Here is a 25,122-nt window from a genome sequence, read left to right as displayed (position 1 = left end):
TATTTTACTGATCATCCAACGCATGCATGAAATCTATCATTTCATCTGTTTCTTTGTCGGTAAGTTGTAGAGGGGTGTCGGAAAGCGTTTGGTTTTCTACTTTAAAGCCGAGGCCTTTTCCGCCTCCTTTATTATAAAAATTCATGACTTCCTTCAGTGTTTTATAGCCACCGTTATGCATATAGGGAGCTGTTTTACTGATATTTCTAAGAGTTGGGGTTTTAAAAGAATGTTGCAAAGCCTCAACCAGTTCATGGAATTTTCCTCTTCCTAAATCCTGATCAAACATCTTGTTGTCACCATTCACAGCAGTTCCCAGGACCTCCTGTTCTGTTTTTTTGAAATTGGGAGGAACCGTTCCATTGAATAAAGGAATGAAATGACATAAAGCACACTGACCTTTTCCTACAAAAAGATTAAACCCTCTTTTCTGGCTTTCCGTCATGGCAGATCTGTTGCCCCTCATGTATTCATCGAAATTAGAATTGAATTTTGCCAGAGAACGGATGTAACTTGCCAGTACATTCTGAAGCTGCCAGGTTTCAGCTTTTGACGTTTTATAGATTTTCTTAAACTCCGGAAGATATTTGGTGTCCCGATTGATTTTACCAAGAATAAGATTCAGGTCGCCGTGCATTTCCTCTTTATTCGAGATCACGTCTGAACTCTGGCCTTCCAGATCATCTTTTCGCATATCCCAGAATTGTCCGTGCTGAAAACCTGCATAATTTAACGATGGTGCATTTCGATGCAATTCTGCATTCTCCAATGACATCGACTTGGCGAGACCGTCTGTAAAAGCCTTTTCAGGAATATGACATGTTGCACAGTTTCTGTTATTGCTGTTGGAAAGAATATTGTCGTTAAACAGTTTTTTCCCCAGCGCTGCCTTTTCATCAGAGAATGCAAATTCTTTCCCGGGAACAAAAGCATTCGGATTGAAAGCGTTTTTTGAAAAAAAGGTTGCAGCATTCTTGCTTAAGGCAGAAGTTACTTCAATATCGGGAATATTTTCCTGCTTTTTAAATTCCAGCAGTAAAGAAGAGATTGTATTGAGATGATCTGGAATAAAATTGACATAATCAAAACGATCTCTGTCTGTATTTTTCCTTAGAACAGCAATGGCTGAATCAATTGCAGTATTGATTTTTTTTAATACTTTATCTTGGGGCTGTTGCGTAGAGATCTGTTGTAATGTCAGTTTAACCGATTCCAGAGAATAAGGCATTTCCCTTAAAAAAGTTCCCGATACGGGGGTGTCAAAACCGGAAATTCCCAGACTCGAAATTCTGAAAATCTCCTGTCTTATTGCATCAAAAACCTGATCTCTACTCACAGAGATTGCCTGAAAATTGACCTTTATCGTATTGCTTTTATTGGTCAGTTTCTTCAGCAACCGTACAGCTTCATTTTTATTTTGAGGAGTGTAGGGATAGAAAAGTTCTTCCAAAACCTGAAGGCCTTCCGGCTCAAGTTCCGTATGCTCATCCATTTCAATTTCAGGAAGAGCAGGACCGTTGATAAATCTGGCAGAATTCGGCAGGAAATATTCTACCGCCCATTCCATTTTTTTATACGTTATTCTGAGATCTTCAAATTTCTGTTGAATCGTCTTTTCCTCTGCATTGTCTGACACAAGAAGCAACAGCTCACTGATCTGTTTTTCAAATAAAGCATTGGTTTTGGCTATTTCACTTTTTACAACACTCAGATCTTGATTAATGGGTGCATGTTTGTCATTTTTGCATTGAAAAAAAATAAAAAGAACAATTACAGTGAATAAAACAATAAGGACCGGATATTTTGAAAGTATTTTCATAGGTATGAAAAAGTACCAACGGGAATTTTCCTGCTGATACTTTATTATTTACTGGATATTTAAAAACTATTTCTCTACGTTTCTGATGATGACGATCTGGCCGCCTTCCTTGTTCGTATTTACGCCTGCACCGTCTGCATTCTTGAACTTATCCTTCTGCCATGTATGCGAATGAATATTAACGGTAAAAGTGTTTGGAATTCCGATGATATCTGAAATATCCACCATCGCTCCATATTCCCATGAACCAAACTTCTGAAGGGTTCCGGATTGATTATAAGCGGTCTGCCAGGCTGTATCCAATCTGTTGTGTTTCATATTCAGCCATGGTTTGTATTGTTTTGTCGCAATGTTGAGCTGCCAGATATAAGAATCGTGAGCTGCTGCTGTATAATAAGAGTCGCCGTCTTCCTGAATATAGACAAAGTTTTCAGTCACGCATAAATTATCAGGATTGATCAGGTTATGACCAGGATTAGAATCTCCTTCTGCGGCTACTTCCAGTTTTCCGGTAAGCATATTATTTTCATTAAGGACCAGCTTGTAGACTCTTCCCCACATCGTCAATCCCGGCTTTGGCGTGACACCGTCTGAAGATTCTCCCGTTGCCGTAAAGTAAATTTCTCTTCCTTTTCCGGCTCCTTTTCTATAATCTACATCTTCAACTCTTGAAAAGCGGATCGCATTATTATCAATATTTTTCTGATTGATTTGTGCACCTGTAAGGTTTTTAGCATTTGGAATTTCCACGAATTCAACATCGTAAGAACTGCCTTTTACCATATCAGTTTCTGTATAATTGCTGTTGGTTCTTTTTAAAGCATACAGTTTCCCGTTATCAAGGTCACCCTGCGTTGTAGAAACGTACATGATCAGCTGTCCTGCAGACTGGTGTGAAGAAGAATAAGACTGATCTTCACCAATCATAATATATGTTTTTCCGCCTGAAATATCTTTAGGAAGCGGAACTGCGTTTTCCATAGAAGCTTTTCCCAAAGCCGGCTTTACTCGTGTCTGATCAGAGGCCTGAGAAGCAGGAGCCAATGGATTAAGAGCATGTACCATACTTTCTTCGCCAGATTCACCAGCGGTAAGAAAAGCGCTGAATCCGTGGGTTTCAGGGGTAGCCAGTGTAGCAGAGCATAATCTGGTCATACCGCCCATTCCGTTCAGGATGTATTCTCCTTTGAAAGGCTTAAATGTTTTATCTAAATAAACTCTGGAAACAGATTGGGTGATCTCATGGTTGGTGATCATTAAGTAGCCGTCAGAATTAGGATCTTTCATGATTCCCATACCGTCCGGCTGTCCTGCGAAAACAAAATTCGGAGTTCCTGAAAGTACATCAGAACTTGAGATCAGGGTCGTGATGTTCAGATTTTCAAATCCCGTCATTCCATAAACGAAGGCGGGTTCCTGTGAAAAATTTTCAATCTTGATATTCTGATTGACAGGATTGGTTTCCTGCTGGTCGGTGTTGTCGTCATTACAACCCTGAAAGGCCATAGAAGCAAACAGCAGAGCTCCAATAGTTTTGTTAATTTTCATAATTACTTATATTGATTTCGATAGTAGCAAAGCTAAAGGTCTATTGTGAATTGTATTTTACGAGGACGAAACCAATAGTTTAAGTTTAGGTAATGGTTTGTTAAGATAAGATCAATAATTAGAATGAATATAAATAAAAAAACTCCTGAAATTTTTCAGGAGTTTTTACTGTTTTTATGATAAAGGACGTTTGATCCTAAATATTTAAAGCCTTTTGGTAAGCATTTTCCAAACCGTCAAGATTTTTACCTCCTGCGGTGGCGAAGCCCGGATTTCCACCGCCACCGCCCTGGATCTCTTTTGCCAGGTCTTTTACGATCGCTCCGGCCTGGTAATCTGCTGCAAGATCATCAGAAACACCAACGGTAATCATTGGTTTTCCATCGGCATCAGAAAGAATGATCGTTACGGAAGTCGGGATTTCTTTCTTCAACTGGAATACGATATCTTTTACGGAACCAGCATCCAGAGACGTTTTCTTCACCAATAGCTGTTTGTTTCCTTTTTGCTCGTAAGCATTTTTCCATTCGCCGATCTCACCTTTCGCTTTTTCTTTTTTAAGAGCTTCCACTTCAGATTTTAAAGAAGCGTTTTCTTCCATCAGTTTTTCAATAGATCGTACCACATCTTTAGATTTCAATAATTGAGAAAGCTCGTGAATTTGGTTTTCCAGGTTTTTGAAATATTCTTCAGACTTGTCTCCGGAAATCGCTTCAATTCTTCTGATTCCTGCAGCAGCAGAACCTTCGGAAGTAATTTTGAAATGACCGATCTCAATGGTATTTTTTACGTGAGTTCCACCACAAAGTTCCTTAGAGCTTCCAAACTGGATCATTCTTACGCTATCACCGTATTTTTCACCGAATAAAGCCATTGCTCCCTTCTCCAAAGCCTCCTGAATAGGAATACTTCTGAACTCTTGTAAAGCAATACTTTCCTTGATCTTGTGGTTTACTTTTTCTTCTACCAGCGCCAATTCTTCCTCCGTCATTTTATTGAAATGAGAGAAGTCAAAACGAAGATAGTCAGGACCTACGTAAGAACCTTTCTGCTCAACGTGAGTTCCTAGAACCTCTCTTAGTGCCTCATGTAAAAGGTGAGTCACAGAGTGGTTAGCCTGAGAGTTTTTTCTGTCGGTAGCATTAGCTTTAGCATAGAAAACAGCTCCTGCATCTTTCGGAAGACCATTAATCAATGAGATGATCAGTCCGTTTTCTTTTTTAGTTTCTAAAACCTCAAAGCTTTCAACAGCATTTTCAAGAACCCCTTTATCTCCCACCTGGCCACCGCCTTCAGGATAGAAAGGAGAACTGCTCAATACCACCTGGTAGAATTCTCCGTCTTTATTTTCTACTTTTCTGTATCTTGTAATATAGGTTTCAGATTCGATCTGATCGTAGCCTACAAAGTTTTCAGGTTTTGTTTCTAAAGTGACCCAGTCGTATACTTTCTGAGCAGAATCCGCCTTTGAACGAAGCTTCTGCTTTTCCATTTCAGCTTTGAACCCAGCTTCATCAATGGTAAGACCTTTTTCCTCTGCGATAATTCTCGTTAAATCATCCGGGAATCCATAAGTATCATATAATTCGAAAACTTCTTCGCTTGGTAATACTTTTGAACCGTCTGCAATTGTCTGCTCAATTAATTTTTCAACTCTTATTAACCCATTTTCAATGGTTTTTAAGAATGAATCCTCTTCACTTTTAATAACCTCAGTTACCAGGTTGCCTTGTTTTTCCAATTCAGGGAAAAATGCGCCCATCTGATCTTTAAGAACAGCCACCAATTCATAAAGGAAAGGTTCTTTCATATCCAGGAATCGGTAAGAATAAGAAATGGCTCTTCTTAAAATTCTTCTGATCACATATCCTGCCCCTCCATTGGAAGGAAGCTGTCCATCTGCAATCGCAAATGAAACCGCTCTGATATGGTCTACCACAACACGGATCGCAATATCTTTTTCGTCTTCTAAAATCCCGGTATATTTTTTACCTGAAAGTTCTTCCACTTTAGCAATAAGCGGTGTGAAAACGTCAGTATCATAGTTGGAAGATTTGCCCTGAAGTGCCATACAAAGACGCTCGAAGCCCATTCCTGTATCCACATGCTGTTGAGGCAGTTTTTCTAAACTCTTATCTGCCTTTCTGTTGAATTCCATGAAAACCAGGTTCCATACTTCAACCACCTGAGGGTGATCGTTGTTAACCAGGTCAAGCCCTGAAACTTTAGCTTTTTCTTCAGGTGTTCTCAGGTCGATATGGATTTCTGAACACGGTCCGCACGGTCCGCTTTCCCCCATTTCCCAGAAATTATCTTTCTTATTACCATTGATAATTCTGTCTTCAGAAATATGTGATTTCCAGAAGTCGTAGGCATCCTGATCTCTTTCAAGATTTTCAGAAGCATCCCCTTCGAAAATGGTTACATATAAATTTTCTTTGGGAACACCGAATACTTCAGTCAGTAATTCCCAGGCAAAAGCAATAGCATCTTTTTTGAAATAATCCCCAAAAGACCAGTTTCCTAACATTTCAAACATGGTATGGTGGTAGGTATCTCTTCCCACATCATCCAGGTCATTATGCTTCCCTGAAACTCTAAGACATTTCTGTGTATCGGCAATTCTCGGGGCCGTAGGCGTTTTGTAGCCTAAGAAAAAATCTTTGAACTGCGTCATTCCTGAGTTGGAAAACATAAGGGTAGGGTCGTCTTTCAGAACAATAGGTGCTGAAGGAACGATCAGGTGGTCTTTACTTTTAAAATAATCTAAAAATTTTTGACGTATCTCTTGTGATGTCATAGTATTGCTTTGCTTTTAAAACTATCAAATTTTTGATAAGATGCAAATTTAATGTTTTTAAGCGATTTGTAAATAATTTTATGCTATGTTTTGAATGGGGCAGGACTTGAATTTTTTATAGAAAGACATTTCAGCTAATTTTGAATCGGATAGAGAATTCTTCGATTAATGCAAAGGCGCAAAGGTTCTTAAATATGAAACTGTTTTTAAGTTGCGATAAAACTGAAGATTTTCAGCAAATATTAAAGCGTAAGTATTCACTGCCGCGATACAAAGTTTCTGTCACTTTCTATATCCTTGTCAAGGTTTTAAACCTTGACAAGGATACTGTCACTTTCTAAGCTTCTTTTAATTCCCTTAATCTGAACTCGGAATAAGTAAATATTTTTTTTCACCGTTGGTTCACAATGGCATGCGTAATAAAATTTTTGCAGGTTATGATTTAACTTTTTATATTCGTTTTAATATTAGAATAAAGACTCAATAGATTTTACGATTTCGAAAGACTGCATTATTGTCTGAACACATTGGAAAAATTAGTTTTTATCATAGTAAAGAATAAGAAATGACGAAAAATGAAGTGCTGAAAAGCTGGGTAGAACAGTATTCCGAACCTCTTCTGAAAAGAGCAGCGTATGTACTTTCAGATAGAGCAGAAGCAGAAGATATAGTACAGGAAGTTTTTATCGCTGCATTTTCGTCCTATGATTCTTTTGAAGGGAAAAGCCAGCCGCTCACCTGGCTGATGGCTATTTTAAATAGAAAAGCCGCTGACTTTTACCGGAGAAAATACAAATCAGAACCACAGATCAGTCTGGACCATTTTTTTGATGAAACCGGATCCTGGAAAAATGACGGTGTTTTGAATGACTGGAATGTTTCAGATAAAGAATCTGAACTTTTAGACAATCATGATTTTAATAAAACGTTAGAAGATTGTATTCAGGATTTACCCTCCAGATGGAAAATTCCATTGAAAATGTATTATCTTGAGGAAAAAAAAGCACCGGAAGTGAGTCAGGAACTGGATATTTCTGCGACTAATCTTTGGAAGATCCTTCAGAGAAGCAGAATGCAGCTGAGGGAATGCCTTGATGTTAACTGGTTTGCCAACTTATAACCGTATCATACAACATGTTGAGAAAATTGATTCATATTTTGTTCCTGCCTTGCAGCAAAGCTACGATGCTGATGGAAAAAAGGAATGCACAGCTCATCTCCCGGAAGGAAGACTGGCAGCTTTCTATGCACTTGAAAATTTGTAAATGGTGCCGTGCTTATGAAGAAAAACTGAAAATTTTGGATGATATTTTAAAAAGAAAGCTTTCTCAAAAAGAAAAAACTGAAATTAATACTTCTGATATTCAGGAGTTTAAAAATAAAGTTTTGGAAAAACTGGATCTTTAAATAAAATACTGTCAGGATTTTGAATTTGTTCCGACTATACTTTTGAAAATAATAAAGTATCATTCAAAATCTTAAAGACATGAACGGAACATCACCACTTAACCCCGGATCAGGGACGTACAAATCAGGATATTATATTTCACTTTTCGGAGCAGCATTGATTTTGCTCTGGATCGGAATATTCAAATTTACGCCTACTGAGGCTGCGGCCATTAAACCCTTGCTGGAAAACCATTTTCTTACTTTCTTCGTATATAAAATAGCAAGTGTGCAGACGATATCAAATACTATCGGAGTGATAGAAATTATCATTGCCCTATTATTGATGTTTAGTGTGAAATTTGCATTTCTAAAGAAGTATGCCGGAATAGGAATGATCGTCACATTTCTGGTCACATTAAGCTATCTGTTTACGACTCCCGGAATTTGGAAAATAGTAGATGGCGTTCCTGTCACAGATTTCTTTATTCTGAAAGATCTCATGTTATTGGGATTCGGGTTGATGATCGTTCAAAACAATAAATAGTAATGGATAAAAAGAAAAAAATGAAAAATATATTTATCGTACTCGGAATTATTCTGGGTATCGCAGTTTTTGCTGCAGGATCGGGGCTATTTAAAAATTCTAAGTCCAAGGGAATAACAACAGAAAAGGAAAATGAGAAAATTATGGATAATAAAAATGTCAGAGAAATCTATTTTGCAGGCGGATGCTTTTGGGGAACGGAGCACTTCTTTCAGCAGATCCGCGGAGTCGTGGGAACTGAAGTAGGATATGCCAACGGAAATACTCAAAATCCAACCTATGAAGAAGTGGTGAGCCATACCACAGGTTTTGCGGAAACGGTAAAAGTAAAATATGATCCTGAACAGGTTGATCTTAAACTGCTGATCGATCTTTATTTTAAAACAATAGATCCTACGACTCTTGATCAACAGGGGAATGACAGAGGAAACCAGTACAGAACCGGAATTTACTTCTCCAATAAAGCAGATGAAGAAGTAGTGAAAAATGAGGTTTCAAAATTGGCTAAAAATTACTCAAAACCTGTAGTGGTGGAAACCGTTGCTTTGAAAAATTTCTACAAGGCTGAAGATTATCATCAGGATTATCTGGATAAAAATCCAGGCGGCTACTGTCATATCGAGCCGGGACTTTTTGAAATGGCCAAAAATGCAAACCCTCTTCCTAAAGCAAAATATCAAAAGCAGGATAAAAAAGCTTTAAAGGAAAAACTGACTGCAGAACAATACAATGTAACGCAGGAAAATGGAACAGAAAGACCTTTCCAAAATGAATACTGGAACGAAACCCGTGAAGGAATCTATGTAGACATCACCACTGGTGAACCTTTATTTATTTCTACCGATAAGTTTGAATCAGGTTGCGGATGGCCAAGTTTTTCAAAACCGATTACTAAAAAACTGATCGATGAGAAAATGGATAAATCAGCTGGAATGATCAGGGTGGAAGTAAGAAGTAAAACCGGAGATGCTCACCTTGGACATGTTTTCAACGATGGACCTGCGGATAAAGGAGGACTTAGATACTGTATCAACAGTGCTTCACTGAAGTTTGTTCCCAAAGCTGAAATGGAGAAAAAAGGCTACGGAGATTATCTTCCGTTGTTGGATAAAAAGTGATATGAAGGAGAGACCGCCGAGAGGCGGTCTTTTTTTATTTACACCCAAATGTACAACTTATTATATCCCGCAGATAACGCAGCTGTTTTAGTACCTTTAGTAATGGACTTGAAACCTTTCTTTAATACTGAACATTGAGATATTCAGTAGAAATAAAAATCCGAAGATAATATAAAATGCCTGTTTAGGTAGATTTTTTATCACATTTTCTGGATCTGAAAAATTCATGGTTTCTCTTTCTTTATAGTAAGGATCTGGTCCTACATTATCATTGGCTCTGTCCATTTCATTAGGATCTTTATAAAAATGGACAGCAAAAAAATGACCTGTTCTCTCTACATCAATTGCATAAGATTCCTGTTTGACGAGCTGCATGGTATTTATGAGTCCTATGAAATCCTGATAGCTGTTATGATCATCAATGACGAACTCAATTCCGGTTTCTCTTTCATTTCTTGTTTGAAGTTTCTTTAATTCAGAAATATAATATCCTTGATTTTGGATGAATGTATTAGGCTTTACAATGATTTTTTTATACTTCCAATTTCTAAAAGGTTCAAAGGTATTCCTCGGATTGTAGGCTTCTTTTGAAGGAAGTGCAAAATCCAGAACCGTATATTTTGGCTGTACCCTCTGGCTTCCATAGTACCAGAATAAAAATGGAATTAATACAGCGCTGATCAGTCCCGGAAAGTAATAAATCTTTTTCATTTCCATCATTTTTATAAAATTAATGAAAAATTGAATACTTTAGTGCTTAGCCACTATTTTTAACATAGCAGCTGTAAAAAACAAAAAAGTGATCCAAAGGACCACTTCATTATTTAATCTTTTAAATTCTTAAATCTTTAAATCTTTCAATATCAAATATCTACCAATCCCTTTTTCTCAGGATCCAGTAAGAACCCAAAATAAAGACGATAGACCAGATGATACAGGCGATCATACTTTCTGTAGGATAATGAGCTTCATATTTTACGCCCATTACTTTTACCAGATTCAATCGCATCAGTGGGTTTGGGATTAGATTAGACATGCTTTCCAAAGGCAGAAGGTTGGTAATGAAGAAATCATTCTCAAGCACTGCTTTTCTTTGCTCACCTTGCATTCCGGTTAATTTCTGATAAGCTTCAATTCCGGCTAAAATCTTTTCAGCAATCCAGTAGGCAAAGAAACCAAGGAATACAAACATTGATTTTCTCAGCAATACCGAAAGGAACATCAGGAAAGAAAAGAAAGTAAACAGTTTCACAAAGTAATTTCCAATATAGTACACCTCCTCATACACTTTTGCGGAGTCGGTAACTTTAGAATATTGGTGGCCTAAAAACATAGTGATAATAAATACAATCAATGTGGAAACAATTGTAAATATCGTAATAGTCAGAAGCTTTGATCCAATAAATTCCTTTCTGCTCAGACCGTCGATCGTATTTTGTTTAAACATTCTGTTCGTAAATTCCTGTGAGATCGAAAATACAATGATCAGCCCCAGAAAAATTTTCAATAGTGCGACAATCCAGGTGGTGAAATTCCATATTTCAGGGAAGTTATAAATTCCCTGTTCCTTTAAATTGATGGTTCCTCCAAAAATATCCAGATCTACCAATCCTATGAACAGAAGGGCGATCAGGATAGCAAAATATAAGATGGTGAAAACCTTGAACGGTCGGTAATTCAGGTTTTTATAGTATTCAAGTTTGAGTAATTTAAGCATGGGTATTCGTGTTTTTTACAAGTTCAAGGAATTGAGTTTCAAGAGAGAGTTTTTTCTTCGTTAAGTGCGATAGAAAAATTCCTTTTTCAGCCAGTTTCTGATTCAAAGCCGAAGCAGATATAGAAGCGTCTTCGCGGATTTGGGCTTTAATGATTTCTCCATCTATTTTTACAGCGCTGAACCATTGAAGTTCTTCCAAAGTACTTAAAAGTACAGTATTGTTGTCTGCTTTCAATTCAAAATATCCGTTGTTGGCCGTCATTTCATCCACTCTTCCGCTGTAGATGGCATTTCCTTCTTTCAATACGATCACGTGGCTGCAGATCTTTTCGATCTCATCCAGAAGATGGCTGGCAATAATAATGGTAATGCCCTGTTTTGCAATATTACTGATGATCTCTCTGATTTGGATAATACCTTCAGGGTCCAGGCCGTTGGTTGGTTCATCCAGGATCATCACCTCAGGATTGTTTAGCATCGCCGAAGCAATGGCGAGACGTTGTTTCATTCCTAAAGAATACGTTTTGAAAGTATCATTTTTTCTTTCAAAAAGACCTACTGTTTTCAGTACTTCTGCAATTCTTGTATAAGGAGTTTCTTTGATCTCAGCTACAATCTTAAGATTCGTTTCAGCATCCAGATAAGGATAGAAATTAGGCTGTTCAATAATCGCTCCTATTTTTTTCAGCGTATCAGGCTCCGTTCCTTTCTTTCCAAACCAATACCAGTCTCCGCTGGTAGGATTGATGGTAGACAGCAACATCCCGAATGTGGTAGATTTTCCGCTTCCGTTCGGTCCCAATAAACCATATACATTTCCTTTTTCTACATCAAAGGAGATATTGTTGACTACTGTTCTTTTGAATTTTTTGGTTAAATTCTTTACTGACAAAATTTTTTCCATGTAATTTGTTTTACATAGTAGTAGTCTATGTAATTGAGAGATTGTTACAAATTTTTGATATTTTTCAGATCGCATAGAAATAACTTTCTTTATATTCAAAGTAATAAGATTCACCAGGTCATTGTTTTATCGGTGTAACTATTTGTATTGATGAAAGACCCATTGACAAAGTTTCCGCTTTAAAATTTTTCAACCCCATCAAAAAATAGAACTATGAAAATTGCTAAATGGCTAAAAAGAATAGGGATGCTACTCCTTTTAATTGTAATTCTGGTCTTAATGACAGGATTTATTTTTGAGGAAATATCCCGTTCAAAAGCTGAAAAAATTCATCCGGACGGTCAGCTGGCGGAGGTACAACCACAAAATGCATTATCTACGGAAAGGAACGGGCGGGCCGACCGTAGTTTTTGAAACGGCTTTCGATCCGGCGGGCCATTTGCAATGGTATCATATCCAGCAGAACCTTCCCCAAACCTTCACTACCTTTTCCTACGACCGGTCAGGAATTTTATGGAGCGAAAGAGGAACTAATGCAAAGACAGGTGAAAAGATAGCAGAAGAACTTCACACATTGCTGGAAAATTCTAAAGTACCCAAACCTTATATCCTTGTAGGACATTCTTTTGGTGGAATGCTGACGAGATTTTTCGTTAAAAAGTATCCTGAAGAGGTTGCAGGAGTAGTATTGGTAGACAGTCAATATCCGGCTGATGAAAAATATTTGTCACCGGAATTATACACTATGGTCAACCAGGGACTTCCCGTTGGCTTTTTAAAATTTGCGAATACTTTTGGAGCAGCAAGACTGATGTTCAGCAATATGTTTCCGGCCACTGCCCAATATCAATACCAAAATTCTCTCATGCCTGCATTGCTTTATAAAAGTGCCGATGCCACGCTGGAAGAACAGGATCAAATGAAATCTATAAAAACAGAAGCCGCTAAAATCAATTCTTTTGGTTCCGTTCCTCTTTTTGTTATTACAGCAGGAGATCAGACAAGATATAACAGTTTCATTAAAGACCAAAAAATAAAAAACGAAATACTGACAGCCTGGGACAAAATGCAGAAAGATCTCTTGAATCTATCGACAGACAGCAGGCAGATAATAGCAGAGAAAAGTGGTCATTACATTAATCAGGACCAGCCTAAAATTATAGAAGATGCAGTGAATGATATGGTGAAAAAAATCACAGCCAAATAAAAAAGCTTCTGACTTATCATCTAAAGCTCAAGCAAAATCTTCCTTAAACAAAGTCTTCATCTACCTGTTTATTTTAATGAATTTTCAATAGATTTTTAAGATTAAAATATTAAATTTGATAGAATTAATCGGTAGTTTATGAAGTTAATTGAGTTAGCAAAAGAGCTTAATGTTTCGGCAGAAGCCATTAAACAGTTTATTCAGGATTTTGATCTTGAGCTGGGAGTTTGTATCAGTACCAACTTTGAAGTGAAGCCAGATTTTGAAAAATTTGCCCGTGAAAATCTGGATTTCCTAAAATTATATGAAAAAGATCTGGACAAAAGTAAAACCCTGGAACAGATCGCTGAAGTAATCAATCAGCCTAAGGAAAAAGTAGAAGAGGCCATCAAAGAAGACAATCCCAATATTTTTGATAACGGATTTTTCCGTTCATCAATTTCAAGCTATGGAATTGATAATAAGCTCGGCGGCAATTATAAGTTCGTCTATGATTATTTTGGACATAAAACCAGCCTGCAACATCGGGATTTTATTGGGTACAGAGACCTTTTCTTTTACATATCAGCGGTTTTAGAACCATTCCTGAATCCGCAGCAAATCAAAGACTGGGGAATCCATAAACCAGCAGGAATCATTTTATACGGACCTCCGGGAAGCGGCAAAATTTTCTGGGCTACCAAAATTGCTGAAATTATCGGTTATCAGTTCAAAGAAGTAAAAAAACATTATCTGGGAACGTCGTTTATTGATGGAAATCAAACCAATTTTACTGATTTTCTGCTTACGATGATGAAAGAAAAAAAAGTTCTGCTTTTTATGGATGATTTCGATGAAATTATGATGGAGAGAAAAGCTGAAACAGATCTCGCTTCCTGCAATCTTGAAACCCAGGAACTCATCCTTCATTATATCGGGAAATTTGAAAAAGAAGAATTACTGATGGTAGGTTCTGCCAATACGGTCTCAGAAATCGACGAAGAAATTCTTGCTCCGGGAAGATTCGATGTCATGATTCCTATATTTCCACCCAACGCAGCAGAACGCTCTGAAATTATCCTTTATGCGATGACAAGAGATCTTGAAGAAGATTCCCTTCTCTATAAAATCCTTAAAAAGAACCAAGCGGATAAAGTCCCGTTCTGGCAGGATATTGCTTCTAGAATGAAGGCATTCAGCAACACGATGCTGATTGATTTTACACAGAGTCTTAAAAAACGTCTTAAAAATCAGTATCAGAAAACCAAAAATGAAAACCTGAAGATTGATCAGAATCTCCTGAATGCAGCCTTAAGAGATGCAGGCGGAAAGCTTACCGAAGAATATCTTGACCAGGTGGCAAGATTCCTTGCAGATGCAGTTATCAATAACTTTGACGATTTTAAATTAAGAATTCAGGCTCTTAAAAAAGAACTGGAAACCTACAGAGTTGTAGAAAAACCTGCAAGAGCAATCGGGTTTCACCATAATGGTGAAAAAAAAGATGATAGTGCACAGGGGTGAAACGGGGTGCGGTTTTTCGGGTTACGAGATTCAGCATTCACATAATGTGGAAGAGTTTTAGAGTAGGAGAACTTGAATATCAGTAAGTCTGAAATCTGAGATCTGAAATCTCAAGTCTCAAGTCTTTATTCTAGGCTCTTTACTCTTACCATCTCATTAACAAATACCTTTTACATTTAAATAAAATGAACAGCATCTGGGAACTTGAAACCTTTTACAGAAAAAGAGATATCGTCATCATCGGTTCTGGATTTTCGGGACTTTGGACTGCGGTATCCGTTAAGGAAAAATATCCTGAAAAATCTGTTTTAATTATTGAAAGAAATACCATTCCGCTTGGAGCTTCAACACGAAATGCAGGATTTGCCTGTTTTGGAAGTCTTACGGAAGTGATTGCCGATTCTCAGAAAATGGGTTGGGAAAAGACATTGGAATTGGTAAAGATGAGGTTTGACGGGCTTCAGAAAATAAGGAGATATTTCAAAAATGATGAAATAGATTTTGAACTGAATGGAGGGTTTGAAATTTTAAATTGTAATGAACCTTTGCAGCAGCTGGATACGGTGAATTCAAAGTTGAAAGGAATCACCGGGCTGGACACCACCTATTTCCTGAATCAGAAAAAAATCAAAGAATTTGGTCTGGGAAAATCTGAATTTCTGATTGAAAATCCGTGCGAGGGAAGTCTACATTCAGGCAAGCTTCTGCTTAAACTTCTGGAAAAATGTTATGAACTGAAAGTTGAGTTTCTTTTTGGAACAGAAGTAAAGGACATCGATGAAAAAATGAATGAAGCAGAGGTTCATCTTTCAGAGACTCTTTCATTAAAGGCTGACCAAATTATTTATTGCACCAATGCTTTCAGCTCAAAATTTCTGGAAAAGGAAGAAATCATTCCTGCACGGGGACAGATTCTCTTGACTGAACCAGTTGAAGGCTTAAAACTTAAAGGAACATTTCATTACGATGAGGGTTTTTACTATTTCAGAAATCTGGGGGATCGTGTTTTGCTGGGCGGCGGCCGAAATCAGGATTTTAAAACGGAGGAAACCACAGATTTTGAAACTACAGAATTTTTACAGGATCATTTGGAAAGTTTCCTGAAAAAAGTAATTTTGCCGCATCAGGAGATAAAGATTTCCCTCCGATGGTCGGGTATTATGGCAATGGGCTCAGAAAAAACACCGATTGTCAAGCAACTTTCAGAAAGACAGTTCTGTGCCGTAAGGCTTTCAGGAATGGGAGTGGCACTGGCTCCGAAAATTGGGGAGATGGTGGTGGAGATGATTTAAATACAAAGTATGCAGAAATGAAATATTTACCTTTTGAACGTATTATTTACAGAACAAATTTGTCCGAACAGGAAATAATTACAAGACTTTCAGGTTTTGTTGAACCAAAAAAATTTGGTTTTGGTAGAACATCATCAAAAGAATATGAAGGATTCATTAATAATAACTGTTTTGAAATAAACAGAATGATCAATTACAGAAATTCTTTTCTTCCGCAAATAAAGGGTACCATTCAAAAGGGGAACTACGGAACTCAAATAGAGGTTACAATGAAATTACATGTGTTTGTATTTGTTTTTTTACTGTTTTGGTGTGGATTCGTTATGTTTTTCTTAATAAGTTTATGTTTAGTACAGCAAAAAATATCCGTATTTTTTTTAGTTCCTGTAGGGATGCTATTATTCGTCTATGCTTTAACGATGTTTGGTTTCAAAACTGAAAGTAAAGAATCAAAAGAATTCCTGAAGAAAAGCTTTGAATCAGAAATAATAGATGCATAAGTAATTAATTATTTTCCCACCAGTTTATAATATTATTGGTTATTTTTTCTGAATTGAATTCATGCATATACAAACCATATCCCACACATAGTTCTGTTTCTATAATTCTCTGTATTTTTTGCGAATCTGATCCTTTTTCTAATTGCTGAAATACTTTTTCGGCAAGAAAGGCGCAGAAATTCTGATGCATCTCATAGATTATATTCATTGATATAATTAGTTTTTCCAATTGCAAGACATTGTTTTTACGCTCATTAATTAAAGTATTGAAATAGTCACTGTCCATTCAGTTTATTTTTTGATTACATAAATATAAAGTAAAATTGGAATTCATGAAATATTTTAGGAGATAGTAGTATGTCATACAAAGTTTTAGACTAAGAATAAGAAAGCTATTTAATAAGCACTCAAAACCTTCAACTCTCAAACTCTCAAACCCGAATCCCGGAAATTCTTCCCACGTAAACTCTCAAACTCGAAACCAACTCACAAAAGAATTCCGTATTTTTGTATAAAATAACAAATTCGTGATCAACAACGACCAGATAAAAGAAGTTCAGTCCAGAATCAAAGACTTACATAAATATCTTCAGATCGAAAAAAAGAAGATCGAAATATCAAATGATGATGAGAAAACAGCTGCTCCCGAATTTTGGGATAGTCCGAAAGAAGCAGAAGTTTTTCTAAAGCAGCTCCGCTCTAAAAAGAGATGGGTAGAAGATTATGAAGAGATCAGTACCCAGTTTGAAGACCTGCAGGTACTGGCAGAATTTGCCAGAGAAGATCCGGACTCTGAAAAAGAACTGGATGAAACATTCCCAAAACTTGTGGAAAAAATAGAAGACCTGGAATTTAAAAACATGCTTTCCAATGAAGGAGACGAGCTTTCTGCCGTTCTTCAGATTACTGCCGGAGCAGGAGGTACGGAAAGTTGTGACTGGGCTTCCATGCTGATGAGAATGTATACCATGTGGGCGGAGAAGCAAGGGTATAAGATCCGCGAGCTCAACTATCAGGAAGGGGAAGTTGCCGGAGTAAAAACCGTTACTTTAGAGATTGATGGGGAATACGCTTTTGGATATTTAAAAGGAGAAAATGGGGTACACCGACTGGTGAGGATTTCCCCTTTTGACAGCAATGCGAAGCGTCATACCAGTTTTGTTTCTGTGTATGTATATCCTTTGGTGGATGATACCATTGAAATCAACATTAATCCTGCAGATATTTCATTTGAAACCATGAGATCATCCGGAGCAGGAGGACAAAACGTGAACAAGGTGGAAACCGCCGTACGTCTTCGCCACGCACCAACGGGAATCATCATTGAGAACTCCGAATCCCGATCCCAGCTTCAGAACAAAGAAAAAGCCATGCAACTCCTTCGTTCAAGACTTTATGAAATGGAACTTGAAGCCCGTATGAAGGCAAGAACCGAGATTGAAGCCAATAAGATGAAAATAGAGTGGGGAAGCCAAATCAGAAATTACGTGATGCATCCATATAAACTGGTAAAAGATGTTCGTTCTGCTCACGAAACTTCAGATGTGGATTCTGTGATGAACGGAAATATCACGCCATTCCTGAAAGCCTTTCTGATGGCCGATGGTACCGCCGTTTCAGACGATGATATGGACTTGTAAAATATCATGTATCTATTTTAGTTAAAAACTTATAATTAATTTTTGTTTAACACATTTTACGCTTACTTTTGTTGTTAATCGTTATATATGGAAGATTTCAATAGCTGGAGAGATTTACTGAACCCCGAGTTTTATATTAAAATGGGTGGGTTTTGGCTTATTTTATTTATTGTTTTTGCTGAAACAGGTCTTTTTGTAGGGTTTTTCCTGCCCGGAGATTCATTACTGTTCGTGTCAGGAATTTACGCTGTAGAAATCATCAAAGAGACTTTTGGCTCCACAGGGAGCGACTTCCTGGATACAACCATTCTGGCTTCATGTGTAGCTCTGGCTGCCATTGTCGGAAATGAGATAGGGTACTACTTTGGAGTGAAAGCAGGTCCTGCCTTATACAAAAAGCAGGATACTATGCTGTTTAAAAAGAAATACCTTTATCAGGCTCATGACTTTTTTGAAAAACACGGGGCACTGGCAATTATTATGGCGAGATTCTTACCTGTAGTGAGAACATTTACTCCCATTGTTGCTGGTATTGTAAAAATGGATAAGAAAGAGTTTTTAAGAGATAATATTATAGGAGCTGTTCTCTGGTCATTTATCCTGATTTTTGCAGGACATTATTTAGATAAATTGTTTCAGGAGCAGTTCGGGATCAATTTGAAAGAGAAACTTGAAGTGATTATCATTATCATCGTTCTGGTAACAACGCTTCCGGTGATCATTAAGTTTGTTTTCGGAAAAAAAGAAGATCACTCTAAGTACGAGAACAAAGATTTAGATTAATACATAATTACAAAAACATATTGATAACCTGCTTTCCGGCAGGTTATTTTTTTATCCATTCCAGAATGTTGGGATAGATAATGCTGTCTCTTTTTACTTTGCTGAAAAATCTTGGAGCATGACCTGTTCTTTTCATAAAGATCAGTTTGTGGGGGATATTCTGTTTGGTGAGTGCAGAATCCATGGATAATCCCTGATGCTGATTCACCAGAAAATCATTGTTCCCCTGAAACAGCAGGGTAGGAACGTTGGATATATTAGCGATGGGGCTGGCTTCTTTAAAAGCTTCAGCTATATTCTTACGGTCGAATTTTGTTCCAACTACCTTCTGGAAAGTAGGAGAGGTATATTTTGAATAAAATGAATTGAGGTATTCCGGGCTGTAAAAATCTGTAGGACCGCTCAGTGAGATGATCTTTCTGACTTGTTCAGGGTGTCGGTAGCCATATAGAAGAGCCAGATGTCCGCCTGCACTTTCGCCTAAAAGGATATAATTATTCGGCTGAAGTTCTGCTTTTTCAGCCAGAGAGTTAAATTTTTCAATGGCAAGGCCAATATCTTCCAACTGCTGCTTATACGTAATGCTTTTTTGTTTGGAAACCAGCCTGTAATTCATACTGATACTTGGAATCTTATGTTCAAAGAGCATTTTCTGAATCTGAATCATGTGTTCTTTTTTTCCAAGCGTCCAGGCACCGCCATGTACGATCAGTACTACAGGTGTATCTTCGGCGTAGTCCAATGGAAGAAAAACGTCCATCTTCTGCCTTTTATGCTCGCCATATTTCAAATTATAGATTTTCTGCTGTCCGCCTGTACCTACCCAGACCCTGAATTTTGTATGGCAAGACTGCATCAGGAAGCTTAGAGATCCTACGACAAAAAAATGGTATCTGAGCACAAGCTTTTTCATAAGATAAATTTACGGAATATTATCTGCCTATATAAGGCTGGAAAAATGATTTTTATGATCATAACTTTCTTTTTCTGCCAGTTGTTTTTAATAAGAGCGTTCCTCCTTTTTTATAAACTTCCATTGTCCGGCGATGTATTCGAATGTATATGAATAATAGCCTTTGGGAACATTCCTGATTTCGACACTGACCCTATTCTTAGCCGCATACAGTCCGAAATTTACTTTTAACCTGGTATTGTAGGGATGAAATTCAGCTTTCTCCTTATTGCCACGATCATAATATACCATGATATTTCTGTTGAGTTCAAGAGTTTGCGGAAAACTTGCTATAAAACCGTAATAGCCTCCCTGTCTGTAGTCATTCAAGAGATCAGTGTCGATCGGCAATTTTCCAAAATCATAAGTGGGGAAAAGGTTTTTCTTTAATTTTTTTGCAACATAATCAAACGTATCTTTTGTCCAGAAAAGCTGGTCAAGAAATAGACTTTTATTGAAACCTAAGGTAGATTTGGAGGCACAGTTGCTTATGTTATCATTAATAAAAGTATAGGTATGTATACTTACCGATATATTGTTTTTGGGGAATAATTCTCTTGGAATATGGTTGAATATCACTGTTCTCAAGGCTTTAAACTTTTCTTTTTCCAGGATGTGTTTTTCTTTAAATTCTTTTAAAATTTCAGCTTCCTTTTTGAAAAATTCATCACAATTATTAGAAGGACATCCGTTGGCCTCCGGAACTCCGGGGAGCGTAGGACAAGCGTCATCCTTATCCTGGATTCCGTCGCCGTCCGTATCAGGCCAGGGACAGCCGTTATTTTGAGCGTCGCCTTTTTCATGGGGACAGGCATCTTCTTTATCAATGACACCATCTCCGTCATTATCCGGCCACGGACAGCCTGAAATTTCTGAAAAGCCGCTTTCTTTCGGGCATTTGTCCAGATAGAAAATAACACCATCTTGATCTTCATCCGAAAGGCAGATCTTTTTAGAGTATTGTTTTTTACATTTTCTGAACACTTCTTTGTTTTTTATTTCCTGTGAATGTAAACAGAGCGCTGAAAATAGTAAGAGTATAAAATATTTTTTCACTTTTTTAATCTTATCTGGTTGGAGACCCATTTTGTACTTTTCAGGTTATAGTTTCTCTGCCGTTTTTGAGGAAAGTCCTTTTTTGATGATGATAACATCTTTTTCATCCTTTTTGAAAATGAAAGAGATTTCTGTGTCATCATCCGGAAGGAAGAATACATCCTCTTTTTCAGCCAGCATTCTTATCTTAGGATCATTATTATTCTGAATAAAAAGCTGTCCGTTTTCGTTTAAGATATGGATGACAGTATCTTCGGAAAGCTCATAATTGCCTGCATACTTTTTCAGTACAGAACCATCCAGAGTGATCTCTTTCTTAGGTTTGGGAAGGTCATAGGGCTGGTCTAAAACTGCCGCCAAAATAGTATTACCTGCTTTCTCCAGTTTCTTGCTCGTGATATTATTAAGAAGTATAATACAAATGTCATCATCAGGAAGCATCGCAAAATAACTTGTAGAACCTTCTATATTCCCTCCATGATTGATCAGTTTTTTTCCATACAGATCATCGATGAACCAACCGTAGCCGTAGCCACTTAGATAAGAGGTTGTGGCTTTTTTAAAGCTTTCTTTAGAAACAATGCTGTAGTCCCTGAGCCCTTTGTAATATTTGTACAGATCTTCTGCGGTACTGTAAATTTGTCCTGCAGGTCCGGTTAATTCCGGATTCCAGATCTCTGTTTTTTCCTGTTTTGTTTTTGACAGATAAGAGTATGGGATTGTTTTGTAAGGACTTTTCAAAGAGGGATAATCAAAACCCGTGTGAGTCATTTTCAGAGGATGTAAGATCATTTTTGTTACCGCCTCTTCATAGGTTTGGCCTGTGATCTTTTCAATGATCATTCCCAGAAGAATATAGCCCGAATTGGTATATGAAAATTGCGTACCCGGTTTAAAATCTAACGGTTCATCTTTAAAAAATGAGATTTCTCTGCTTTTCGTAATGGGTTCTGTGGTGTGAAGCAGACGGAAATACTCTTTGTTCCTCAATGCCTCATAAATTCCCGAAGAGTGGGTAAGGAGATGTTCAACGGTAATTTCACTTCCTCTCGGATAATCCGGAATAAATTTGGAAACAGGATCTTTAACGGATAACTTTCCTTCTTCGCATAGTTTTATGATGGTAAGTGCGGTGAAAGATTTGGTTAAAGAAGCTATCTGGTAAATACTTTTGTTTTGATTCGGGAGCTTTTTTTCTGCATCCTGCCATCCGTAAGACTTTTCGAAGAATGTTGTATGCTGGTAGTGAACCAGAGCAGTTCCGTTGAACTTGTTGATAGATGCATACGCTTTTATGATGCTGTCTATTTCCTGCTTCTTTTTTTCCTGCTTTATAAGATTGATATCCGTTGTATTTTGGGCTTTGAATGGAGAACAGTATATAGTGAATAGAACAGTCAGACCTCCAAAAAAAAGACTATAATATATAGGTCGCATGGTATCTTGTTTAAAAAAGTTAAAAGTAAGCAGAGTTTCGCTCAGATGAGCAGCCATGCACAGAAAATATTTAAAATTAATATTCAGAAACAAATAAAAATAGATTTTAATAATTATTTTTGCTGAACTTAACAAAGATTAAAAAAATATTAAAATATATGGCATCTGGTTTTTTTGCGATTTTGGATGATATTGCAGCGTTGATGGATGATGTGGCAGTGACGAGTAAAATAGCCACACAGAAAACAGCAGGCATCCTTGGAGATGATCTGGCAGTGAATGCAGAAAAAGCGACAGGCTTCATTTCCTCACGGGAAATTCCCGTTTTATGGGCTATTACAAAAGGCTCTTTTATCAATAAGCTGATCATTCTTCCTGTTGTATTCCTTCTCAACTGGCTCTATGCTCCGGCCATTAACTATGTGTTGATTCTGGGTGGATTGTATCTGGCCTTTGAAGGGGTTGAAAAAATCATAGAATTTCTTTTTCACAAAGACAAAAAAGGCCACGAAGTGGTAGAAGAAATTGTAGAAGATGAAAAGAGTGATCAGGAAATAGAAAAAGCAAAGGTAAAATCAGCCATTACCACAGATTTTATTTTATCTGTTGAGATTGTTATCATTGCTTTGGGAACGGTTTTGGAAGAAAGTCATCCTTTTATTAACCAGATTCTGGTAACCAGTCTGGTTGCTTTTATAGCTACAGTAGGAGTGTACGGAATTGTTGCTTTGATCGTAAGGATGGATGATGCAGGATTCAAATTAATCAAAAAGAGTAATGACAAGGGTTTCTTTGGAAAGCTTGGACACTTTTTGGTGAAAGCTTTACCTGTTGTTATTAAAGCTTTGGGTGTTATAGGAACTATTGCTTTGATTATGGTAGCCGGCGGTATTTTTGCCCATAGAATAGAATTTTTCCACCATATTTTGCCTTCCTGGTCTTCTAACGAGTTGCTTACTATTTTAAAAGAAATTATTCTCGGACTGATAGGAGGCTTATTTGCCGTAGCCCTATTTACGATGGGGAAAAAAGCTTATTCACTTGTGATTAAAAAGTAAATCTGAACAACATGATAAAACAAAGCCGTATCCCATCTGTGGATACGGTTTTTTTAATGCCTTTTCTAAACACTTTTTACATAGAAATTAACAGATTGTTCAATATTTCATTTGAATAAAGATGATCGGAAAAGATTTTGGTAAAGGAAAAGTTATATTTGCAAAAAAAAAAATAAACATGATAAAAAAACTATTCTATGGAATCTTTTTATTCTCTTCATTATTTTCAAGTGCACAAACCTTGGATACTACTTTTGGTGTAAATGGCTTTAACTTCACTAATCCGTCAACAGTTTTCGACAAATCTGGTGATTTTCTCATCGAGCCGGATAACAGCATGGTTGTCCTTGGAAACGTTGGTCCCGGATCAAAAAGAGCGATTTATAAAGTAAGCTCCAGTGGAAATCTGGATACATCATTTGGGACTGCAGGGGTGCAGATCACTCAGAGTCAATCTGCCCATTATAAAATTATTAAATTAATCTCGGGTAAATATTTAACAATCGGAAGTGTAGGCCATACGTATAATCAGAATTTTTTTATTGAAAGGTTTAATGCAGATGGTACTTTAGATGCAACTTTTGGAACTGGAGGCGGGCTTGCTGTCAATATGGGGTATCCGGCAGATGTAGAAACCATTGATGTCGCTTACAGTGCTGTAGAATTATCAGATGGAAAAATCATAGTGTGTGGTGGGGCTGAATATGGATATCCAAAAAGAAGAGCATGCTTATTAAAATTGAATCAGGATGGTTCTGCAGATACGTCCTTTGGCAATAATGGAAAACTTTATTTTACCCTAAATACAGGAGTATCTCAGGAAAGAGTAAACGCACTGAGTATTCTGGTAGCTAATAATAAGCTAATTATTGCTGGAATAGGAAGAATTACCGATACCACAGACAATATAAACGGTCCCAGTGATGTATATGTTGTAAGATTGAATATGAACGGAACCATCGATACAACTTTCGGGACCAATGGTAAATTAATTTTCAACTTAGGGAATCCCTTTGAGTTTGGAAGTATGATTCAGGATCCCAACGGAAATTTTTATATAATAGGTTCTGCCTTCAATAATGGTATCAGGGACTCCTGGGTGGCAAAAATAAATTCTGAAGGCCAGTTTGTCAATAGTTTTGGAACCTCAGGTATTGTAAAACGAAAGGTAGTCAACATCCCGAATGTAACAAGTGAGGTACCGAACTCTATACTTTTAGGTGATAATGGGATTTATGTAGGAGGTACATTTTATTTCACAGGAAGTTATCTGGATTATGACTGGATGTTTTTGACCAAATTTAATTATGACGGAACTCCCGACCTATCGTTTGGAACTAACGGATTATTCAGACTTTCAACTTCCAATTCTATTCGAAGATTATCAGCAATGAAATTTGACAGCAGTAGAAAAATCCTCATTTCAGGAGATTCTACTCATGATGACAGACAATTTGCCTTAGCCAGGATTACTATAAACAATGAATCTTTAAGTATAGGAGAAGCCGTGAAAAAAGAAGAACTCTCATTCTATCCGAATCCTGTTACGGATTTCCTCTTTATTAATGTGAATTCTGAAACTACACCGGAAAATTTATCCCTGTACGGTATGGATGGAAAGCTCATTAAAAATCTTGAATATGTAAGACAGGGAGATAAAGTGAAGATTGATCTTCAAAACTGTGTATCCGGAACCTATCTGATTCGCATGACATACGATAAGAAAGATCAGACTCTAAAGATTATAAAAAAGTAAAGGTAGTGTCTCACTAACTGTGTAAGTTGAAAAGTTATTCTGGAAAATTTTGAGCCCTTAGAGCTCAAAAAATTTTACGGAAATAACTTTTTATTATTT

General features: G+C 37.1%; 22 protein-coding genes and 1 pseudogene. 13 read left to right on the top strand and 10 right to left on the bottom strand.

Annotated elements, in window-relative coordinates; genetic code table 11:
• Nucleotides 1-4 precede the first annotated feature (4 nt).
• The 3 genes from BUC06_RS11290 to alaS form a co-directional block, all read right to left on the bottom strand.
• Complete coding sequence (locus BUC06_RS11290; RefSeq protein WP_073333916.1) at nucleotides 5-1,819, bottom strand: cytochrome-c peroxidase; 1,815 nt, start codon at nucleotides 1,817-1,819, stop codon at nucleotides 5-7.
• 66 nt (nucleotides 1,820-1,885) lie between these two features.
• Nucleotides 1,886-3,367 carry a hypothetical protein gene (locus BUC06_RS11285; RefSeq protein ID WP_073333912.1) on the bottom strand — a complete coding sequence of 494 codons (1,482 nt, stop codon included), beginning with the start codon at nucleotides 3,365-3,367 and terminating at the stop codon, nucleotides 1,886-1,888.
• Between the two features lie 196 nt (nucleotides 3,368-3,563).
• Complete coding sequence (gene alaS, locus BUC06_RS11280) at nucleotides 3,564-6,167, bottom strand: alanine--tRNA ligase (RefSeq protein ID WP_073333909.1); 2,604 nt, start codon at nucleotides 6,165-6,167, stop codon at nucleotides 3,564-3,566.
• A 565-nt stretch (nucleotides 6,168-6,732) separates the two neighbouring features.
• On the opposite strand from alaS, the gene BUC06_RS11275 reads away from it, so the two are divergent.
• From BUC06_RS11275 to msrB, 4 genes are all read left to right on the top strand, one after another.
• Nucleotides 6,733-7,287 (top strand): sigma-70 family RNA polymerase sigma factor, encoded by a 555-nt coding sequence (locus tag BUC06_RS11275; protein ID WP_073333905.1) that lies wholly within the window; start codon nucleotides 6,733-6,735, stop codon nucleotides 7,285-7,287.
• Between the two features lie 14 nt (nucleotides 7,288-7,301).
• Entirely contained in the window at nucleotides 7,302-7,574 is a 273-nt protein-coding gene (locus BUC06_RS11270; RefSeq protein ID WP_073333902.1) for a hypothetical protein, read from the top strand.
• Between the two features lie 79 nt (nucleotides 7,575-7,653).
• The gene (locus BUC06_RS11265; protein ID WP_073333899.1) at nucleotides 7,654-8,100 is read left to right on the top strand and encodes a DUF417 family protein; all 447 of its coding nucleotides are present in this window, start codon (nucleotides 7,654-7,656) and stop codon (nucleotides 8,098-8,100) included.
• Between the two features lie 20 nt (nucleotides 8,101-8,120).
• A complete protein-coding gene (gene msrB / locus BUC06_RS11260; RefSeq protein ID WP_073334191.1) occupies nucleotides 8,121-9,218 on the top strand; it encodes a peptide-methionine (R)-S-oxide reductase MsrB in 1,098 nt (365 codons plus the stop codon).
• A gap of 96 nt (nucleotides 9,219-9,314) precedes the next feature.
• On the opposite strand, the gene BUC06_RS11255 is transcribed toward msrB, so the two are convergent.
• From BUC06_RS11255 to BUC06_RS11245, 3 genes are all read right to left on the bottom strand, one after another.
• On the bottom strand, nucleotides 9,315-9,929 hold the full coding sequence (locus BUC06_RS11255; RefSeq protein WP_073334190.1) for a hypothetical protein: 615 nt from the start codon (nucleotides 9,927-9,929) through the stop codon (nucleotides 9,315-9,317).
• A gap of 160 nt (nucleotides 9,930-10,089) precedes the next feature.
• Nucleotides 10,090-10,935 carry an ABC transporter permease gene (locus BUC06_RS11250; RefSeq protein ID WP_073333897.1) on the bottom strand — a complete coding sequence of 282 codons (846 nt, stop codon included), beginning with the start codon at nucleotides 10,933-10,935 and terminating at the stop codon, nucleotides 10,090-10,092.
• Nucleotides 10,928-11,839, bottom strand: a complete 912-nt coding sequence (locus tag BUC06_RS11245; RefSeq protein ID WP_073333894.1) for an ABC transporter ATP-binding protein — start codon at nucleotides 11,837-11,839, stop codon at nucleotides 10,928-10,930. The genes BUC06_RS11250 and BUC06_RS11245 overlap by 8 nt, the downstream gene beginning before the upstream one ends.
• Before the next feature lie 213 nt (nucleotides 11,840-12,052).
• Here BUC06_RS11245 and BUC06_RS23805 point away from each other — a divergent pair, with 213 nt between their 5' ends.
• The 5 genes from BUC06_RS23805 to BUC06_RS11225 all read left to right on the top strand — a co-directional run bounded on the left by BUC06_RS23805 (nucleotide 12,053) and on the right by BUC06_RS11225 (nucleotide 16,341).
• Nucleotides 12,053-12,253 (top strand): hypothetical protein, encoded by a 201-nt coding sequence (locus BUC06_RS23805; RefSeq protein WP_167367419.1) that lies wholly within the window; start codon nucleotides 12,053-12,055, stop codon nucleotides 12,251-12,253.
• Complete coding sequence (locus BUC06_RS11240) at nucleotides 12,207-13,046, top strand: alpha/beta fold hydrolase (protein ID WP_139263350.1); 840 nt, start codon at nucleotides 12,207-12,209, stop codon at nucleotides 13,044-13,046. Before BUC06_RS23805 ends, BUC06_RS11240 begins: the two co-directional genes overlap by 47 nt.
• Nucleotides 13,047-13,184: 138 nt before the next feature.
• Nucleotides 13,185-14,549 (top strand): AAA family ATPase, encoded by a 1,365-nt coding sequence (locus BUC06_RS11235; protein ID WP_073333889.1) that lies wholly within the window; start codon nucleotides 13,185-13,187, stop codon nucleotides 14,547-14,549.
• Between the two features lie 185 nt (nucleotides 14,550-14,734).
• On the top strand, nucleotides 14,735-15,841 hold the full coding sequence (locus BUC06_RS11230) for an NAD(P)/FAD-dependent oxidoreductase (protein WP_073333887.1): 1,107 nt from the start codon (nucleotides 14,735-14,737) through the stop codon (nucleotides 15,839-15,841).
• 17 nt (nucleotides 15,842-15,858) lie between these two features.
• Nucleotides 15,859-16,341: a hypothetical protein gene (locus BUC06_RS11225; RefSeq protein ID WP_073333884.1), complete on the top strand. Its 483-nt coding sequence runs from the start codon at nucleotides 15,859-15,861 to the stop codon at nucleotides 16,339-16,341.
• A 4-nt stretch (nucleotides 16,342-16,345) separates the two neighbouring features.
• Here the strand turns inward: BUC06_RS11225 and BUC06_RS11220 are convergent, their stop codons facing one another.
• Nucleotides 16,346-16,549, bottom strand: a complete 204-nt coding sequence (locus BUC06_RS11220; RefSeq protein ID WP_139263349.1) for a hypothetical protein — start codon at nucleotides 16,547-16,549, stop codon at nucleotides 16,346-16,348.
• A gap of 319 nt (nucleotides 16,550-16,868) precedes the next feature.
• On the opposite strand from BUC06_RS11220, the gene prfB reads away from it, so the two are divergent.
• Nucleotides 16,869-17,981: a peptide chain release factor 2 gene (prfB, locus tag BUC06_RS11215; protein ID WP_073333879.1), complete on the top strand. Its 1,113-nt coding sequence runs from the start codon at nucleotides 16,869-16,871 to the stop codon at nucleotides 17,979-17,981.
• Between the two features lie 87 nt (nucleotides 17,982-18,068).
• On the top strand, nucleotides 18,069-18,764 hold the full coding sequence (locus tag BUC06_RS11210) for a DedA family protein (RefSeq protein ID WP_073333877.1): 696 nt from the start codon (nucleotides 18,069-18,071) through the stop codon (nucleotides 18,762-18,764).
• A gap of 43 nt (nucleotides 18,765-18,807) precedes the next feature.
• On the opposite strand, the gene BUC06_RS11205 is transcribed toward BUC06_RS11210, so the two are convergent.
• The 3 genes and pseudogenes from BUC06_RS11205 to BUC06_RS11195 all read right to left on the bottom strand — a co-directional run bounded on the left by BUC06_RS11205 (nucleotide 18,808) and on the right by BUC06_RS11195 (nucleotide 22,209).
• The gene (locus tag BUC06_RS11205; protein WP_073333874.1) at nucleotides 18,808-19,677 is read right to left on the bottom strand and encodes an alpha/beta hydrolase; all 870 of its coding nucleotides are present in this window, start codon (nucleotides 19,675-19,677) and stop codon (nucleotides 18,808-18,810) included.
• A gap of 720 nt (nucleotides 19,678-20,397) precedes the next feature.
• Nucleotides 20,398-20,652: pseudogene (locus BUC06_RS24490) on the bottom strand (thrombospondin type 3 repeat-containing protein); the annotation flags it as partial.
• A gap of 165 nt (nucleotides 20,653-20,817) precedes the next feature.
• Complete coding sequence (locus tag BUC06_RS11195; protein ID WP_167367418.1) at nucleotides 20,818-22,209, bottom strand: serine hydrolase; 1,392 nt, start codon at nucleotides 22,207-22,209, stop codon at nucleotides 20,818-20,820.
• A 158-nt stretch (nucleotides 22,210-22,367) separates the two neighbouring features.
• Here BUC06_RS11195 and BUC06_RS11190 point away from each other — a divergent pair, with 158 nt between their 5' ends.
• Both BUC06_RS11190 and BUC06_RS11185 read left to right on the top strand, forming a co-directional pair.
• Entirely contained in the window at nucleotides 22,368-23,267 is a 900-nt protein-coding gene (locus BUC06_RS11190; protein ID WP_073333869.1) for a DUF808 domain-containing protein, read from the top strand.
• A 178-nt stretch (nucleotides 23,268-23,445) separates the two neighbouring features.
• The gene (locus BUC06_RS11185) at nucleotides 23,446-25,023 is read left to right on the top strand and encodes a T9SS type A sorting domain-containing protein (protein WP_167367417.1); all 1,578 of its coding nucleotides are present in this window, start codon (nucleotides 23,446-23,448) and stop codon (nucleotides 25,021-25,023) included.
• Nucleotides 25,024-25,122: the final 99 nt, after the last annotated feature.

Source organism: Chryseobacterium carnipullorum (assembly GCF_900142785.1).
In the GTDB taxonomy this organism is placed as follows: Bacteria; Bacteroidota; Bacteroidia; order Flavobacteriales; family Weeksellaceae; genus Chryseobacterium; species Chryseobacterium carnipullorum.
The sequence above is the reverse complement of the archived record's forward strand: the minus strand, read 5'-3'. Positions and strand labels throughout refer to the sequence as shown.

Bases quoted from the DNA above. Each gene is read 5' to 3' on its own strand.
- BUC06_RS11225 (WP_073333884.1), top strand. From the start codon at position 15,859: ATGAAATATTTACCTTTTGAACGTATTATTTACAGAACAAATTTGTCC.
- BUC06_RS11235 (WP_073333889.1), top strand. From the start codon at position 13,185: ATGAAGTTAATTGAGTTAGCAAAAGAGCTTAATGTTTCGGCAGAAGCC.
- BUC06_RS11195 (WP_167367418.1), bottom strand. From the start codon at position 22,209: ATGCGACCTATATATTATAGTCTTTTTTTTGGAGGTCTGACTGTTCTA.
- BUC06_RS11265 (WP_073333899.1), top strand. From the start codon at position 7,654: ATGAACGGAACATCACCACTTAACCCCGGATCAGGGACGTACAAATCA.
- alaS (WP_073333909.1), bottom strand. From the start codon at position 6,167: ATGACATCACAAGAGATACGTCAAAAATTTTTAGATTATTTTAAAAGT.
- BUC06_RS11290 (WP_073333916.1), bottom strand. From the start codon at position 1,819: ATGAAAATACTTTCAAAATATCCGGTCCTTATTGTTTTATTCACTGTA.
- msrB (WP_073334191.1), top strand. From the start codon at position 8,121: ATGAAAAATATATTTATCGTACTCGGAATTATTCTGGGTATCGCAGTT.
- BUC06_RS11250 (WP_073333897.1), bottom strand. From the start codon at position 10,935: ATGCTTAAATTACTCAAACTTGAATACTATAAAAACCTGAATTACCGA.
- BUC06_RS11275 (WP_073333905.1), top strand. From the start codon at position 6,733: ATGACGAAAAATGAAGTGCTGAAAAGCTGGGTAGAACAGTATTCCGAA.
- BUC06_RS11255 (WP_073334190.1), bottom strand. From the start codon at position 9,929: ATGAAAAAGATTTATTACTTTCCGGGACTGATCAGCGCTGTATTAATT.
- BUC06_RS11230 (WP_073333887.1), top strand. From the start codon at position 14,735: ATGAACAGCATCTGGGAACTTGAAACCTTTTACAGAAAAAGAGATATC.
- BUC06_RS11220 (WP_139263349.1), bottom strand. From the start codon at position 16,549: ATGAATATAATCTATGAGATGCATCAGAATTTCTGCGCCTTTCTTGCC.
- BUC06_RS11245 (WP_073333894.1), bottom strand. From the start codon at position 11,839: ATGGAAAAAATTTTGTCAGTAAAGAATTTAACCAAAAAATTCAAAAGA.
- BUC06_RS11185 (WP_167367417.1), top strand. From the start codon at position 23,446: ATGATAAAAAAACTATTCTATGGAATCTTTTTATTCTCTTCATTATTT.
- BUC06_RS11270 (WP_073333902.1), top strand. From the start codon at position 7,302: ATGTTGAGAAAATTGATTCATATTTTGTTCCTGCCTTGCAGCAAAGCT.
- BUC06_RS23805 (WP_167367419.1), top strand. From the start codon at position 12,053: ATGAAAATTGCTAAATGGCTAAAAAGAATAGGGATGCTACTCCTTTTA.
- BUC06_RS11285 (WP_073333912.1), bottom strand. From the start codon at position 3,367: ATGAAAATTAACAAAACTATTGGAGCTCTGCTGTTTGCTTCTATGGCC.
- BUC06_RS11240 (WP_139263350.1), top strand. From the start codon at position 12,207: ATGCATTATCTACGGAAAGGAACGGGCGGGCCGACCGTAGTTTTTGAA.
- BUC06_RS11190 (WP_073333869.1), top strand. From the start codon at position 22,368: ATGGCATCTGGTTTTTTTGCGATTTTGGATGATATTGCAGCGTTGATG.
- BUC06_RS11210 (WP_073333877.1), top strand. From the start codon at position 18,069: ATGGAAGATTTCAATAGCTGGAGAGATTTACTGAACCCCGAGTTTTAT.
- BUC06_RS11205 (WP_073333874.1), bottom strand. From the start codon at position 19,677: ATGAAAAAGCTTGTGCTCAGATACCATTTTTTTGTCGTAGGATCTCTA.